The 14,055-nt window shown below is 69.2% G+C and carries 13 protein-coding genes, 1 tRNA gene and 1 pseudogene; 9 read left to right on the forward strand and 6 right to left on the reverse strand.

Translation table 11 applies throughout. The annotated features are described in order from the left end of the window. The first annotated feature begins 5 nt into the window (after window positions 1-5). The 3 genes from L324_RS37435 to L324_RS37445 all read left to right on the forward strand — a co-directional run bounded on the left by L324_RS37435 (window position 6) and on the right by L324_RS37445 (window position 1,950). Window positions 6-590, forward strand: coding sequence for a DUF4956 domain-containing protein (locus tag L324_RS37435; RefSeq protein ID WP_037320216.1), 585 nt, complete (start codon window positions 6-8; stop codon window positions 588-590). Then, complete coding sequence (locus tag L324_RS37440; RefSeq protein WP_051174347.1) at window positions 587-1,363, forward strand: polyphosphate polymerase domain-containing protein; 777 nt, start codon at window positions 587-589, stop codon at window positions 1,361-1,363. Before L324_RS37435 ends, L324_RS37440 begins: the two co-directional genes overlap by 4 nt. Window positions 1,364-1,428: 65 nt before the next feature. Continuing rightward, on the forward strand, window positions 1,429-1,950 hold the full coding sequence (locus L324_RS37445; protein WP_037320219.1) for a hypothetical protein: 522 nt from the start codon (window positions 1,429-1,431) through the stop codon (window positions 1,948-1,950). Between the two features lie 24 nt (window positions 1,951-1,974). Here the strand turns inward: L324_RS37445 and L324_RS43020 are convergent, their stop codons facing one another. Continuing rightward, window positions 1,975-2,223 carry a hypothetical protein gene (locus tag L324_RS43020; protein ID WP_037320221.1) on the reverse strand — a complete coding sequence of 83 codons (249 nt, stop codon included), beginning with the start codon at window positions 2,221-2,223 and terminating at the stop codon, window positions 1,975-1,977. Between the two features lie 398 nt (window positions 2,224-2,621). On the opposite strand from L324_RS43020, the gene L324_RS37455 reads away from it, so the two are divergent. Further along, window positions 2,622-2,698: transfer RNA gene (locus L324_RS37455), tRNA-Ile, on the forward strand. Between the two features lie 277 nt (window positions 2,699-2,975). Here the strand turns inward: L324_RS37455 and L324_RS37460 are convergent. Then, window positions 2,976-3,695 carry a DUF8017 domain-containing protein gene (locus tag L324_RS37460; protein ID WP_152547118.1) on the reverse strand — a complete coding sequence of 240 codons (720 nt, stop codon included), beginning with the start codon at window positions 3,693-3,695 and terminating at the stop codon, window positions 2,976-2,978. 89 nt (window positions 3,696-3,784) lie between these two features. After that, window positions 3,785-4,147, reverse strand: coding sequence for an isochorismatase family protein (locus tag L324_RS43325; RefSeq protein ID WP_268871972.1), 363 nt, complete (start codon window positions 4,145-4,147; stop codon window positions 3,785-3,787). 828 nt (window positions 4,148-4,975) lie between these two features. Here L324_RS43325 and L324_RS37465 point away from each other — a divergent pair. Both L324_RS37465 and L324_RS37470 read left to right on the forward strand, forming a co-directional pair. Then, a complete protein-coding gene (locus L324_RS37465) occupies window positions 4,976-6,280 on the forward strand; it encodes a pre-toxin TG domain-containing protein (protein WP_081736594.1) in 1,305 nt (434 codons plus the stop codon). Beyond that, window positions 6,273-6,668, forward strand: a complete 396-nt coding sequence (locus L324_RS37470; protein ID WP_037320228.1) for a hypothetical protein — start codon at window positions 6,273-6,275, stop codon at window positions 6,666-6,668. The genes L324_RS37465 and L324_RS37470 overlap by 8 nt, the downstream gene beginning before the upstream one ends. Window positions 6,669-6,991: 323 nt before the next feature. On the opposite strand, the gene L324_RS37475 is transcribed toward L324_RS37470, so the two are convergent. Further along, window positions 6,992-9,907: an ATP-binding protein gene (locus tag L324_RS37475; protein ID WP_037320231.1), complete on the reverse strand. Its 2,916-nt coding sequence runs from the start codon at window positions 9,905-9,907 to the stop codon at window positions 6,992-6,994. Window positions 9,908-10,025: 118 nt separating this feature from the next. On the opposite strand from L324_RS37475, the gene L324_RS37480 reads away from it, so the two are divergent. Together L324_RS37480 and L324_RS37485 are read left to right on the forward strand one after the other, a co-directional pair. Next, complete coding sequence (locus tag L324_RS37480; RefSeq protein ID WP_037320233.1) at window positions 10,026-11,240, forward strand: SGNH/GDSL hydrolase family protein; 1,215 nt, start codon at window positions 10,026-10,028, stop codon at window positions 11,238-11,240. Window positions 11,241-11,322: 82 nt separating this feature from the next. Beyond that, on the forward strand, window positions 11,323-12,171 hold the full coding sequence (locus L324_RS37485) for an NAD(P)H-binding protein (RefSeq protein ID WP_037320236.1): 849 nt from the start codon (window positions 11,323-11,325) through the stop codon (window positions 12,169-12,171). 341 nt (window positions 12,172-12,512) lie between these two features. Here the strand turns inward: L324_RS37485 and L324_RS37490 are convergent, their stop codons facing one another. Then, window positions 12,513-12,791, reverse strand: coding sequence for a DUF3892 domain-containing protein (locus tag L324_RS37490; protein ID WP_037320238.1), 279 nt, complete (start codon window positions 12,789-12,791; stop codon window positions 12,513-12,515). Between the two features lie 225 nt (window positions 12,792-13,016). Between L324_RS37490 and L324_RS37495 the strand changes: the two genes are divergently transcribed. Continuing rightward, window positions 13,017-13,619: a hypothetical protein gene (locus L324_RS37495; RefSeq protein ID WP_037320240.1), complete on the forward strand. Its 603-nt coding sequence runs from the start codon at window positions 13,017-13,019 to the stop codon at window positions 13,617-13,619. A 53-nt stretch (window positions 13,620-13,672) separates the two neighbouring features. On the opposite strand, the pseudogene L324_RS41945 reads toward L324_RS37495, so the two are convergent. Further along, window positions 13,673-14,055 (reverse strand): annotated as a pseudogene (locus tag L324_RS41945) (HNH endonuclease signature motif containing protein); the annotation flags it as partial.

The following is a 14,055-nucleotide window of genomic DNA, read 5'->3' on the forward strand; positions in this document are numbered from 1 at the left end:
TTTCCATGACCACGACACTGCTTCATCTCGCCGTCGACCTCGTCGTCGCCGTCATCCTCGCCTACGGGATCTACGCCCGCCGCCATCACCGCGGTGACCTCGCCTGCGCCTATCTCGCGCTGAACGTGGGTGTCTGTGTTTCGGTCGCCGTCCTGCTCTCGGTGTCGACCGCGAGCGCGCTCGGGCTCGGTCTGTTCGGGGTACTGTCGATCATCCGGCTGCGGTCCGACTCGATCAGCCAGCAGGAGGTCGCGTACTACTTCGTCGCGCTGGTACTGGGACTGGTGAACGGGCTGCCATCCGCGGACTGGCGGGTCGTCGCCGTCTTCAACGTCCTCTTGCTCGCGGTCATGTACGTCGCGGATCACCCGTCGCGCACGCGCGGGCCGCAGCGGCGGACGGTCGTGCTCGACACCGTGTACCCCGACGAGCAGACCATGCTGATGGAACTGCGGGCACGCCTCGGCGGAACCGTCGTGCGGCACACTGTGTCCGAAGTGGACTATGTCCGCGAGGTCACCGTCGTCGACGTCCGGTTCCGGCCGGACCCCGGCCCGGTCGTCCACGGCGCGCCGGCGGCGCACCGATGAGCGCCCGCGGAACGGCCACCGTCACCGCCGTGGCCAAGGGACTGCCCGCGCTTTCGCTCGCCGAGGTCGTCGCCACGAGCGGGTTGATGAGCCGGACGGACCGCAAGTACGTGCTGCGGCTGAACGATTTCCTGGCCGTCGCCGACGCCATCGGCCCGTCGCTGCACTGCCTGGAGATCGACGGGCGACGGGCGTTCGGCTACTCGTCGACCTATTTCGACACGCCGGATCTGGCGATCTACCGAGCACACCGGCAGGACCGGCGCCGCCGGTTCAAGATCCGCACACGCACCTACACCGACTCGGCCGACACGTACTGCGAACTGAAGGTCAGCGGCCGCCGCGACGAAACGGTGAAGGTCCGCCGCCCGCATCCGGCCGAGGCGGCGCACGGCCTGACGTCACCCGCGCTGACGTTCCTCGACGACGCGCTCACCGCCGCCTACGGCCGCCCCGCGCCCCGGCCGCTGACCCCGGCCCTGATCACGGACTACCGGCGGACCACCCTGGTCACCGCCGACCGCCGCACGCGGATCACCTGCGACACGTCGCTGATCTGGCGTTCCGGCGCCCGCGACCTCGCCGCCGGGAGCGACCTCGTCCTGGTGGAGGTGAAGTCGGCGACCGAGCGCAACGCCGTCACCGAGGCGCTGGCGAAACTGCGGATCCGGGAGCAGTCGGTGAGCAAGTACTGCGCGGGCCTGGTGGCGCTGGGGCTGGCGACCGGCGGTAACCGGTGGCGTCCGGCGCTGCGGCGGCTCGGGGTGGCGTAACGCCAGGGGCGGGGCAACCGACCCCTGCTTTCGGGCCGTCCGGCCCGAACCGAGGGAGGACGAGGATGAAGACCAGGGAGAAAGCCGTACTCGCCGTGGCGGGGCTGGCCGTCGCCGCGGCCGGGGGCACGGTGTTCGCCGGGACGTCCGGTGCCGTCGGGCCGTCTCCGGCGCCACTCGTGCAGGCGGCGGAGACGTCGTGCGTGACCGACAGCGCGGGGATGTGCACGGTGCAGCACGGGCTCGGCGCCGTCCCCGCGGTGGTCGTCGTCTCGGCGAACACGCCGGGACAGTTCAACGCGTACATGCTGAACACCGTGCAGGGGTCGTACACGGCGACGACGTTCCAGGTGCGGGCGATGTTCAACCAGACCACGCCGAAGGTGGGCGGGTCGATCTGGTTCAGCTATGCGGCCTATGGCGGTGCGCCGGTGACCCCGACTCCCACTCCGACGAAAACGCCGACACCGATTCCTCCGTCCACCACGGTGGCCCCGACACCGCCTACGACGACGCCGCCGCCTACGACGACCTTCACGCCTACTGGGGAAACTCCGCCGGGCGGCGGTTCGGCCCAGGGGAGCTGACCGTCCAAAGAGGACGGTAATCCGTCACCGGGGTCGCGGTGAGGGCCGGTCGCGCAGTTCGTCGGCGAGGATCGCGTCGATCCGCAGACCGGCCCGCCGCAGTATCCGAACGCTTGCCCTCAGTAGCAACGCGGCGCCGACGGCCACCACGACACCGAGCCCGATGGCGACGAAATTCGCCACGAGCGCCTCCCTGTACTGACGGGCGAGATACCTCAGGCCCATCCCGATGGTCAGCGTGTCCCCGAGCGCGAGCCACCAGGTTCGGTGCACTCGTGGTGCGGCTGGAAAGGCAGGCGTGGATATCACCGTCCCCGCCCGCACTCGGCGTTGGTCCTTGCAACCTAGACGAGCCGGTGTCGTCCCGCGGCGGAAACCAGCTGTTTGGCCTAGGCCGTGTCCTGCAAGTCTTGTTTGCGGTCTTCGCGCCCAGGCGGTCCCTGACGGCACGGGCGGATGCGGCCGAGTACGACCCGGTACGAGGCCGATCCGCCCGCACCGCCAGGAACCACCTGGATCACGAAGCCCATCGAACAGACTTACAGGACACGGCCTGGACGATCGAAGCAGGTGAGCGCTGTGATAACTTGGAGCGAACTGGGACTTCTGTGCGTTAGCAAACCTGCTGGCGGGCCGGTGACGGCTCCCGTGGAGGTTCCGGGACACCGTTGGGGCCGGTAGCTCAGTTGGTTAGAGCAGGGGACTCATAATCCCTTGGCCGTCGGTTCGAGCCCGACCCGGCCCACCACATTCACGTCGCTGCCGACCTGCAGAGTTATCGGTCCTTCGGCGGCAATTTCACCTTGGCGTCAATCGCGACTGGGCTCCGTTTGCTCCGGTGTGCTGATTGCAGGAGAAATGCTCTGTGGCGCCGGTTGGTGGCGTAGCAGCTTTGCTACGTCCTCTCTGTGTTCTCGAGCGGAAGGCCAGAGACGTCCACGGTTTCACCTTCGCACTGCGCATCTTGAACCGGCACTGGCGCGAGCGTTTTGAGTCGTTCTTTTCAAGGGAAAGGCGGAGCCCGGTCACCCGAGGCGCGCGCTGTCCGCGATCCTGGTGAGGTCCTCTTCGGCAGGTGAGTCCGGCATCTGCAGGTCACCCCACACCACGACCAGCAGCGTCCCCTGCGCGGTGGGCAAGGCGACCACCCGGTAGGTGGTCGACGGCGGGTCGCAGTCGTCCCTGCCGTGCGGGGTGACCGTGCCCTGCACCTGTGCCCCGCCGTCCGGGCGGCGTCCGACAGGGCCGGAAGACACCTCACCGCCGCTGCGGAAAGCCCGCGTTCCCCGATACATCAACGCGTCCGCCGCGGCCGCCATCGGATCGGCGGTACGCGCCCGGTCGAGGTACAGCTGGCCGAGGATGGCTTTCGGATTCGTTGCGCAGTAGCCCGGTTTGTACCGCGCGCCTCGGGTTCGAACGTCCGGGATGAAGGTTCCATCGACCGGCTGCCAGGTGGGTGGCACCTCGACGAACACGCCCAGCCCGAGTTCCAGCGTCTTCCAGCCGGGCGCCGACGGGGTTCGGGAGGTACTGCTCTCGCTGATAGGCCAGGGTGAGGCAGCGTTGTCGTCTCTGCTGTTCAGGAACACCAGCAGCCCGGCCACCAGACCGGCGATCACCACCAGCGCGCCGACGGTGATCCCGGCGATCATCCCCGTGCGACGCCGTTTCGGCGAAGGCGCCGGGTAACCGGGCTGGGACGGGAAATCCGGAAACCACTGCTGCTGCCCCTGTCGCTCCACGAGCGCAGGCTAGCCCTCCGGCACGCGGTTCCGGCGCTGCTGTCCGCATCCTGCCAACGTCTTGCCATGCCGACGAAGGTGTAGCTGGACTATCGAAGGAGTGCGGAGTCGCCGAAGCCGATGTCACGCGTCTTCTCGTGCGAGAAGACGACCATGATCTCGTCGCCTCCGACGAACACCCGTTGCTCCTCCGGCGGTTCCGGTATGGCTGCGACAAACTGCTCCCACGGCGAAGTCGACACGCGCAGCCATCGGCACGTCCACAGATGTCGCGGGCTCGACGACGCTGCCGTCGGCTTGCCGGCCCGGCCAGTTCCAGTCGTTCCCAACAAGCCGAGGTCTCGCATATCGGCGTCCGCAGGTGTTGACACCGCGTCTCGGGGGACGGCGACCTCGAAGTTGCGGGCCAGCGCGGCGCGGGCGGTGGCTTCGACGCACACGTTCGTCTGCAGGCCGCCACGATGAGTCGCTGGACGCCGAGGTTGTGAAGCAGCGGATCGAGTTCGGTGTAGTCGGAGAAGCCGGCCCGGGTCTTGTCCAGTACGACGTCATCCCGCTGAGGCGCGACAGCCCATGACCTGCCGCTTCCACTCCTTCTCGGCCGCTCCCACCTCGGGAATGAGGTGCCCGCGGTGAGCCAGCACGAATACTCGATAACGAACTCCCTCACGTGAGTGTCGGCAACTCCGAATTTGTCGTCGAGCGATCGAATCCAGCCCGACCGGGTATCGGCCGCTGCGGGTACGCGACACCATGTTCTGGCCCCCGGAATGTGGAGGCGCAGGAGGGTGGCGCGGACGATGTCACTCATCAGCCGTGTTCGGAGCTGAGCATCTTCCGGACACGATCCAAGGGGGCCGGTTCGTTCGCAGATACAGCTCGATCAGGAGCAGCATCACCGGTTCCTCGCCCGCTTGGGCGAGGGATTCGGCGGTGTCCGTGTTCTCGATCACCACGGCTACTCGTCCTTGCGAAGCGGCCTCTCCCAGGTCGCCCGTCTCCAGTTACCGTCGTCCTTCTCTTGTCTCAGAGTCGCGCACGAAAGCAGCCTGAACACTGGCAGCGATTGTGCCGGAACTTCTCCAATTGCTCGCATTGCGGGGAAACGAGGTCAGTCCGGCGCTCTTCACGCGAGATTTGTTGCATTTCATTCACAATGCCCGCCCCTTGGCTTTCCGTTACATACTTGTGCCCGCCGACACAAATCGTCCAGTTGGCCGCCGGGCTTCCGTGGACGTGTCTTACCGTCTTCTCCGCTGATCAGGAATCAAAGGAGAACAGTGCGTTTTCGTGCTCAGGCCACGCATCGAGGGGGCATCGTCGGTCTCATCGCCGCGATCGTCACGATGCTAGTGGCGCTACCCGCTCCTGCCCAGGCCGCCGGCATCTGCGACCGGCATCCGGAGCTGTCGGTGTGCAAGGCCGCCGACCGGGCCAAGGCGGCGCTTGCCGTGGGCAAGTCGCTCGCCCGCACCGAACTGGGCGCCCTGGTGCTCGGGCACCTGCGCCAGGGCATCGACCAGGTCGCCGGGCACGCGCTCGAGCAGGCCACCCAGACCTTGGAGACGGTCGGCAAGGCGATCGACTCCGGAGACGCCGCCCAGGTGGATCAGGCCGTCGACCAGCTCGAAGAGTCACTGCAGCAGGTGCGCGACACGGTGGTCGCGACGACGGTGGTGGTGAAGTCGCTGCCCAAGCTGGTCGCGATCGCCAAGGACGCCATTGCGCAGGTCAAAGCGTTCCCGGAGCTGGACATCCACGTCGACGTGGCCGCGCTGGAAGCCAACAACCGCGGCTTGGAAGCCACCGCGGCCGGTATCGCGCTGGCCGCAGCTCAGCTGAACGAGAGTGCCATCCAGATCCGCGCCGGCATGGCCAAAGCCGACCGCGATTTCGCCGGAGCCAAGCGTGATCTGGAGTCGGCGAACAAGATCCTCGCCGAGGCGAACCGGACCCTGGACAAGTTCACGTCCACGCCGTGGATGCCGGTGGGTGGGTTGTCACTGAAGGGCATCAAGTTCGACTTCGACGAAGCCTTCGGCCACCCGACTCAGTCGGGCTCGCTCAACCCGGACGTCGCGGCGGTCCTGTCGACGGTGACGGACTTCATTCCCGGGGTCGGCAGCATGAAGAGCGCGGTCGAGGCAATCGTAGGGAAGGACGCGTTCACCCAGCAGGAACTCGACGGGTTCGAACGCGCCCTCTACGGCATGGCCGCTGTCCCGGTGGCCGGTGGCGCACTCAAGAAGCTCCTCGCCGCGGAACGAGCGACCAAGGTCTCGCGCGCGATCGAACTCGCGGCGAAAAACGGTGCCAAAGGTTGGCGTGCTTCGTTCGACGCGCTGCCCCAAGGCAAGAACAGCGGCGTCAAAACCGTGTCGACCGTCGTCGACCTGCGGACACTGTTCGACCACTGGACAACAGGTGCGCAGCGGCTTCCGGGCCGGGGGGATAAGATTCCCGACGTGTTCACGCTGCAAGACGGCACGACGATGCAGTGGCGCCAGACGTCCAAGACGGGTGGCGAGACAATCGACATCTTCCCAAGCGGCAAGAATGCATTGAGGGTGCATCTCGATGGATGACCCGCGGGCGCGGGAACTGCGTGAGATCGAACTGGCCGTGGCCCCCACGCCGGAACTGTTCGAGATCGAACGAGCCGTGGCGCCGACGCTCGACAGGGCTCTCGACGACTGGGTCCCGGTCGACACCCTGATCTGGAACGCCATCCAGGTCGTCCCCGAGGACAGCGACCGCTTCGCGGGATTCTTCGCCACCGTGCTCGACTACCTGCTCCGCGAAGGCCTGATGATCGTGGGAGACATCGGCGACACGGGGTTTGAGCCGTGGACGTCGTCCATTGAGGACACTGTGGAACGGGTCATCCGCGACTGCCAGGCAGTCGATTGGTCACCTCAGGGGAGCCTGTGCTGGCTGTCGAACACCCCTAAAGGGGACCAGCGGGCCCGATGAGCATTGCGGTCGAGGCAGGAATGAGTGCGGGTGTGGTCAGCGGGTGAAGGCCAGGGTGATCCAGTTCGAGAACTCGCAGGCGAGGTGCATCCGGGGCTGGTGACCATGGTGGGCATCGTGAGCCGGGGGAACTCGACGGCTGGTCGCCGACCATCACCTATGTCGAACTATGCCGCGTTCTGTCGACGTGTGCGAGACCTCTCGGGCACGTGCCTTGAGCGGCTGCCGCAAGCCCATGCCGCACACAGAACCCGCTCGGCGAATCGATCTCTGTAACGGAACATCGCGGCGCGGCCGGCCGAGGACGCGCACGATCGCGGACGTCAATCGTCAAGATGGCGGAGCAGGCCGGCGCGATGGGCGATGGCGGCGGCCTCCGTGCGGCGGCCGGCACCGAGTTTGGTCAGGATCCGGGAAACGTGCACGCCCGCTGTGCTCGCGGAGATGAACAGTGACGCGGCGATCTGGCTGTTGGTCAGCCCATCGGCCAGCAGACGCAGCACGTCCAGTTCCCGGGAGGTCAGGCCGAACGGATCGGCAGGCGGTAGCGAGGGTGCGGGTTCGGGCGAGGCGAGGTCGACGCGGCCGCGGGCCGCGAGCAGGTCGATCTCGCGGCGGAGGCGCCCGGCGCCGAGATCGTCGGCGAGAGACGCGGCTTCCCGCAGCGGGTCCTGCGCGGCGGCGCGGTCGCCCGCCGACAGCGCCGACTCGGCGACGCCGAACAGCGCCTGGGCGAGTTCGTAGGGCTGGGACCGGCCACGCCACGCCGCCACCGCGGCGGCCCACAGCTGTGGATCGTTCTGCGCGATCTCGGCGTGGAACGCCGCCCGGTGCGCCGCGGGCACCGGGCGGTCAGCGGTCACCCGCGTCGCCACGTCCTGGAGCTGTTCAGTGCGCCGCTCGACCAGTTCGCGCCGCTGCTGGTCGCGGCCTGCCGCGTCGAGCAGCGCTCGCCGTACTCGGGTGCCCGCGCGCAGGAGCGTCCACGGGTCGCCGCGAGGGCCGAGCAGGCCCGGGTCGTTCAGGGCGTCGACCAGGAGCCGGTCAGCCGCGTCGAGGTCACGCCGGGCGACCGCGAGCCGGCACCGGAACGCGGTGGCGAACACCGGTATCCCCTGCCCGGTCGGATCGGCGGGCGAACCGGCCGCGACCTCCGCCGCCGCGTTCAGGTCGCCCTGGGCCAACAGCACCTCGCCCAAGAGCGTGGTCAGCACCGCGGTCGTCATGGCAGGCGGTTCGTCGGCCAACGCGTCTTCGACGACCTCTCGCGCCTGCGCCCACCGGCCGAGCAGCCAGAGCGCCTGTGCCAGAACGCCTGTGTGGTCGGCGCCTCGCGACCGGGCCTGTCCCACACGATGGGCCGTCGCCCGGCCCTTCGCCGCGACGACGGCGGCCGAGCCGTAGTCGCCGGTGCCCATGAGCAGGTACGCCTGGCCGAGCAGCGCGGTGAGCACGTTGTAGTGGTCGGAGGTGGCCTCCGCGATCGTGGCGGCTTCCCGGAACAGGGCGAGCGCTCGATCCTCGTCGCCCCGCACCGCCGCGACCCTGGCCGACGCGATCAGCGCGGTGGCCTGGACGACGGGCAGCCCGTGATCGCGGCTCAGCTCCAGTGCCTCCCGCGCGTAGCGCCCGCCCTGGTCGGGGTCACGCAGCCCCACGGTGACCGCGAGCATGGCCAGCGTCTGGCCGCGCAGGTCGGGCGGCGCGTCGGCGGGCATGGTGGCGAGGGCGGTGCGGAGGTCGGCGTCGCCGTCGCGGCCGGCACGGCGGTTGAGCAGACCGCGGATGGCCAGGACGCGGGCAGGCCGCTGCGGGTCGGTCGCGGGGTCGAGTTCGTCCAACGCCCGGCTCGCCAGTGCGATGCCCCGCTCGAAGTCCCCGGTGTGGACGCACGCCCTCGCGGCGTGGTCCAGCACGACGGCCCGGGACACACCCAGGCGGGCGGCGGGCTCGGGAACCGTTTCCCAGCGGTCGAGAACCCGGTCGAGCAGCCGGAGCTGCTGTTCGTAGGCGTAGGCGCGGCCCGCGTCGGCCGCCGCCCGCCAGGACGCTTCCAGTGTCCGCGCATGGTCGGCCGCGGCGTTCCAGTGCGCGGCCAGCTCGACGGAGCCCCGCCCCTCGGGCACCAGCGCCGGGTTGTCGTGGATCGCTTGGGCGCAGCGGGCATGCAGCCTGCGCCGCTCGCCGGGCAGCAGGTCGCCGTACACGACGTCGCGAAGCAACGCGTGGTGGAAGGCGTACCCGTCCTCGCGCACGACCAGCAGCCGCCGGTCGACGAGCACGCGCAGCGCGGGTTCCAGCTCCTCGTCCGGCAGCCGGCAGGCCAGCGCGAGCAGTTCGTGCCCGACCTCGTGACCCACGACCGCGGCCGCACGCAGCACCGACCGCCCGGTCTCAGGCAGCCGCGCGGTCACCGCGGCGAACAGATCCCGCAGTGAGGACGGGGTGCCCTTCGCCGGATCGGCGGCCAGCGCCTCCACGAACAGCGGGTTGCCGTCGCTGCGCTCGTGCACGCGTGCCACCAGCGCGCGGTCAGGTCCGTGACCGAGCAGCCCGGCCAGCTGCAGGCCGACTTGTGCCCGGTCCAACGGGCCCAATTCGAACTGCAGGCCCCGGGGCCTGCGCGCGATGTCGAGCACCAGCGGACGCAGCGGGTGAGCTCCGCCGACCTCGCCCGACCGGTAGGTCCCCACCAGCAGCAGCCCCGGCTGTTCCAGGTTGCGCGCCAGATAGGCCAGCAGGTCCCGGCTGCCGGAATCGGCCCAGTGCAGGTCTTCGAGGACGACCACCAGCGGGTGCCGCGCCGCGGCGCCTTCCAGCAGCGTCACCATCTCGTCGAACAGCCTCGACCGGCCCTGCGCCGCGTCCTGGTCGGCCGGAGGATCGCCCAGCTCGGGCAACCAGCGCGCCAGGCTCAGCCGACCGGCGGGCAGAAGGTCCCGGATCGAGTCGCCGCCGAGTTCGCGGCGCAACCGTCGCACCACCGCCGTGAACGGCGCGAACGGCAGGCTGTCCGCGCCGAGTTCGAGGCACTCGCCGCGCACCGTCCGGGCGGCGGTACCGAGCCGGCCGGTGAACTCGGCGACCAGCCGGGACTTCCCGATGCCCGCCTCACCCGCCACGACCGCGACGGCCGCCCCCTCTGCGACAGCGACCTCGCAGACCTCGCCCAACGCGGCCAGTTCGGCGTCGCGTCCGACGAGGACCGACCCGACCCCATGCACGTTCACTGACGCCATGATGCCACCACCCGCAGGGGCGTAAAGAGGTGGCGGCGGGCGCGTAAAGAGTCCGACCGGTCGATAAGGACAGTTCTCCCGATGTGGCCGAGGGGGTGCTTGAACGAGATTTGTCGGCATGGGAACCAAGGAACTGAGCCTCGTCCTCGCAGCCGCCGGTGTCGCCGGCGCCCTCGTCGCACCCCCCGCCACCGCGGCCCCCGCCAACCGGTGGACCGGCACCTGGACCACCTCGATGCAGCGCCCCATGGGCGCGACCTGGCAGGGCGCGAACTGGTCGCTCGACGGGTTCGCCGGCGAGTCGGTCCGCCAGGTCGTACGGATCAGCCGGGGTGGCACGCAGGTGCGCATCCGGTTGTCCAACCGCTACGGAACTTCGCCGCTGCGCCTGGCGGGCGCCACCGTCGCCACCGCGGGCGACGGCGCGTCGATCCGGCCGAGCACAGTCCGCCCACTGCGGTTCGACCGCTCGCAGTCCACAGTGGTCCCGGTCGGCTCGGAGGCGGTCAGCGACGCGACGCTGCTGCCCACGTCCGCACTGGACCGGTTGGCGGTCACGCTGTACTTCGCCGAGCCCACCGGACCGGCGACCTTCCACGAGGCGGCGACCGCGACGACGTACCGCACCAAGGGCGACCACCGGTTCGACGCCACCGGAAGGGCGTACACCGCCGAGAGCCACTCCTGGTACTACCTGTCCGGTGTGGACATCGCGGGCGGCCCGGCCCGGTCCTCTGTCGTCACGTTCGGCGACTCGATCACCGACGGCGTCAGCGCCACCAAGAACGCCGACAACCGCTATCCCGACCAGTTGGCCGAACGGCTGGTCGCGTCCGGTGTGCCGCTGGCGGTGCTCAACGCGGGGATCGCGGGCAACCGGGTGCTCGATGATTCCGACTGCTGCGGTGACAGCGCGTTGTCGCGGTTCCGCCGCGACGTCCTCGACCAGCCGGGCGTGCGCAGCGTCGTCGTCACCCAGGCGCTCAACGACATCGGCTTCGACCCGGAGGTCACCAGCGCCGAGCTGATCCAGGCGCACCGGAAGCTGATCCGGGCCGCCCGCGACCGCGGCGTCAGGATCATCGGCGGCACCGTCACCCCGATGAAGGGCTCGATGCTGGACAGCCCGCGCGGCGAACAGGTCCGCGGCGAGGTCAACCACTGGATCCGCACGGGCGGCGAGTACGACGCGGTGGTGGACTTCGCCGCCGTCCTGGCCGACCCCGCCGACCCGGCCGCGCTGCGGGCCGAGTTCGACGCCGGCGACCGGCTGCACCCCAACGACGCCGGCTTGCAGGCGATGGCCGACGCCATCGACCTTTCCAGCCTCTGACCCGAGTTTCGCGGGGACGCGACCCGCCCACGTGTCGCGTCCCCTTCCTCACCGATCCCGTTCACTCAGAAGGAGAACCATCATGATCCTCGTCACCGCCGCCACCGCGCCCGTCGGCCGTGAGATCGTCGGCCAGCTCACCGCCGCCGGCCACCCGGTGCGCGCCCTGACCCGCGACGCGGAGAACACCGGCCTCCCGGCCACCACCGATATCGTCGCCGGTGACCTGGCCGACCCCGAGTCCCTGGCGATCGCGATGCGCGGTGTGTCGACGGTGTTCCTGCTGGCCGTCGTACCTGGTTTCGCACCGGCGTTCCTGGCCGCCGCGAAGGAAGCGGGCGTGCGGCGCATCGTCTTCCAGTCCTCGGGCTCGGTGGACGACACCGCGGCCGAGCAGCCCCACGCCGTCGCCGCCTTCCACCACGACATCGAGCGGCAGCTCCGCGAGTCCGGTCTGGAGTGGACGATGTTGCGCCTGGAACTGTCCGCTGCCAACCCCATCCAGTGGGCGTTCGACGTGCCGGGGCAGGTGCGGGCAGGCGACGTCGTCCGAGGTCCGTACGCCCAGGCCGCCGGCGCACCGATCCACCCCGCCGACTTCGCGGCCATCGCCGTGGAAGCCCTCACCGACGACACCCACGCCGGCCGGACCTACCCGGTCACCGGCCCGCAATCGCTGACCCACGCGGAGCAGATCGCGCTCTTGGCCGAAGCGCTCGACCGCCCGCTCCGGTACGAGGAACTGCCCGTGGAGCAAGCCCGAACGGCCATGGGCCCGCACGCGCCCGCCGACGTCCTGCTCGACGACTGGGCCCGTCACCTCGACCGCCCGGCACCGATCACCGACACCATCGAAACGATCACCGGCCGACCGGGCCGCACCTATGCCCAGTGGGCCGCGGACTACCGCGGCGACTTCCTGAGTCGTTGAGGGCGTCGGGTCGTGGGGTGCCGCATTCAGTCCTCTGATGGCGTGTGCGGCGCCCCCGGAAGGCCTTGTGCAGCGTGTCGGCCAGCCTGCCATCGATCAGCGAACCGCTCTTCGCCGGACCGAACGGGTATCTGGCCGGGTTGGTGTGGAAGGCGGACAAACGCGTGAACGTGCTGTGGCACAACCGCGAGGTCGTCGAAATGCCGCAGCCGCCGAACGGCACCGCGGGATTCCGTTACCACGACGCGTTTACGAGACCCTTGGCCGTCGGTTCGAGCCTGACCGGCCCACTCCCTGGACAGCCTTTCGGCGGACCAGCCCTGATCCGCGGGCGACCCGGCTCAGAAGTGGGGAAGCTCCAGCAGGTTGTTCTTCCAGATGCCGTCCGACCGCGTGCGCAGGAATTTGGGGCCGAAGGTCGGCTTGATGATCTCGACGGCCACCCGGTGGATTCCCTCGTCCACGTAGGCCTTCCCGTCGTCGTCTTCGATCCACGCGACGATCGCCGAAACGAAACTCTCGCCGGTTTCACCATTGCCGGGGTTGATCCAGCGCAGTTTCGCGATGTTCTCGTGGAATTTTCCGCCTTCGAGCCGCGATGCGACGATCTTGATGGCCATGGTGCTACCTCTTCGGCTGGGTGCCCTCGAAGCGAACAGGGGTAATGCTGTACTCGCCGTCCGTCCACACCCCGTTACGCCACCTGGGCGCCGTGCTTTGAACGTTACGAGTTCGAGCGCGGACCCGTTCGTTCTGAGTCAGATGACGCAGACCGTGACCGTTCCGCCGTGTCAAAGTCCTCTCCACCGGCGGGGAACACCAGCCGGAAGAGAGGGGAAAGAGACATGTGCGCCACCCGAAAGACACCCGCCCGCCTTCTGGCCACGACGGGGATCGTCGTCGCCGCGCTGGCGCTGACCGGCTGTGCCCCGGACCCCGCACCGCAGGCGGCCCCGGCGGCACCGAGTCCGGCGCCTGTGTCGTCCGCGTCGTCCGCCACCGACCCGGCGGCCGCGGTGACCTGGATGAACGGGTTCTGTGGCGCGATCAAGGGCTTCGTCGACGGGAACAACAAGATGCCCGCCGCGGGTGGGGAGACCCTGGACGCCATCAAGAAGAGCACCAGCGACCAGTTGGGGCATTACGCGAGCATTCTCGGCAAGACCGTCGACGACCTCAGCGCCTTGCCGGCCGCACCGGTCCCGGCGGGAGAGGCCGCGAAAAAGGACTTCCTCGCGAAATACACCGCCGCGCACGACAAGACCGTGAAGGCGAAAGCCGACCTCGACGCGGCGGGAAAGAACGACACCGCCGCGCAGGGCCGGGCGGTCGAAGGGCTCATCGCGGCCCAGAAGGACGCGCACAGCGCCCTCGACCCGGTGAAAGCGGTTCTGGGCTCCCCGGAACTGACCACCGCGGCCGCGACCGCCGAACGCTGCCGCCCCTGACTCGATCCATAAGGGGACGCCTTTCCCGCCACTCGACCAATCCGGGTTTCGGCCTACGTTCTGAGGTGCATGGTGTTGCGTCTCGGTTGTCCGGTGGGGTCGAGATAAGCGGGTGGGGTGAACTCGGGCAGGCCGTCTTGGGCGATTTGGACTTTCCATTCGCTGCGGTGGATGAGCCGGTGGTGTTTGGCGCAGAGCAGGACGAGGTGCGGTGCAGCGCGGCACCGGCATGTCACAGCCCGGGAAGGCGCAGCCGCCGTCGCGGAGGGTCAACGCATACTTCTGAGCCAGGGACACGGTGCGTTTGGATCGGCCGATGTCCAAGGGTTCGCCTGCGGTGCCGAGGACTCCGGGCCGGACCCGGGCATCACAGGCGAGGATGCGGGCATCGGTCGCGCTGATCGGCCCGACCAGATCCAAGTGTGCCTCACCAAGA

This window comes from Amycolatopsis orientalis DSM 40040 = KCTC 9412 (assembly GCF_000478275.1).
Classification (GTDB): Bacteria; Actinomycetota; Actinomycetes; order Mycobacteriales; family Pseudonocardiaceae; genus Amycolatopsis; species Amycolatopsis orientalis.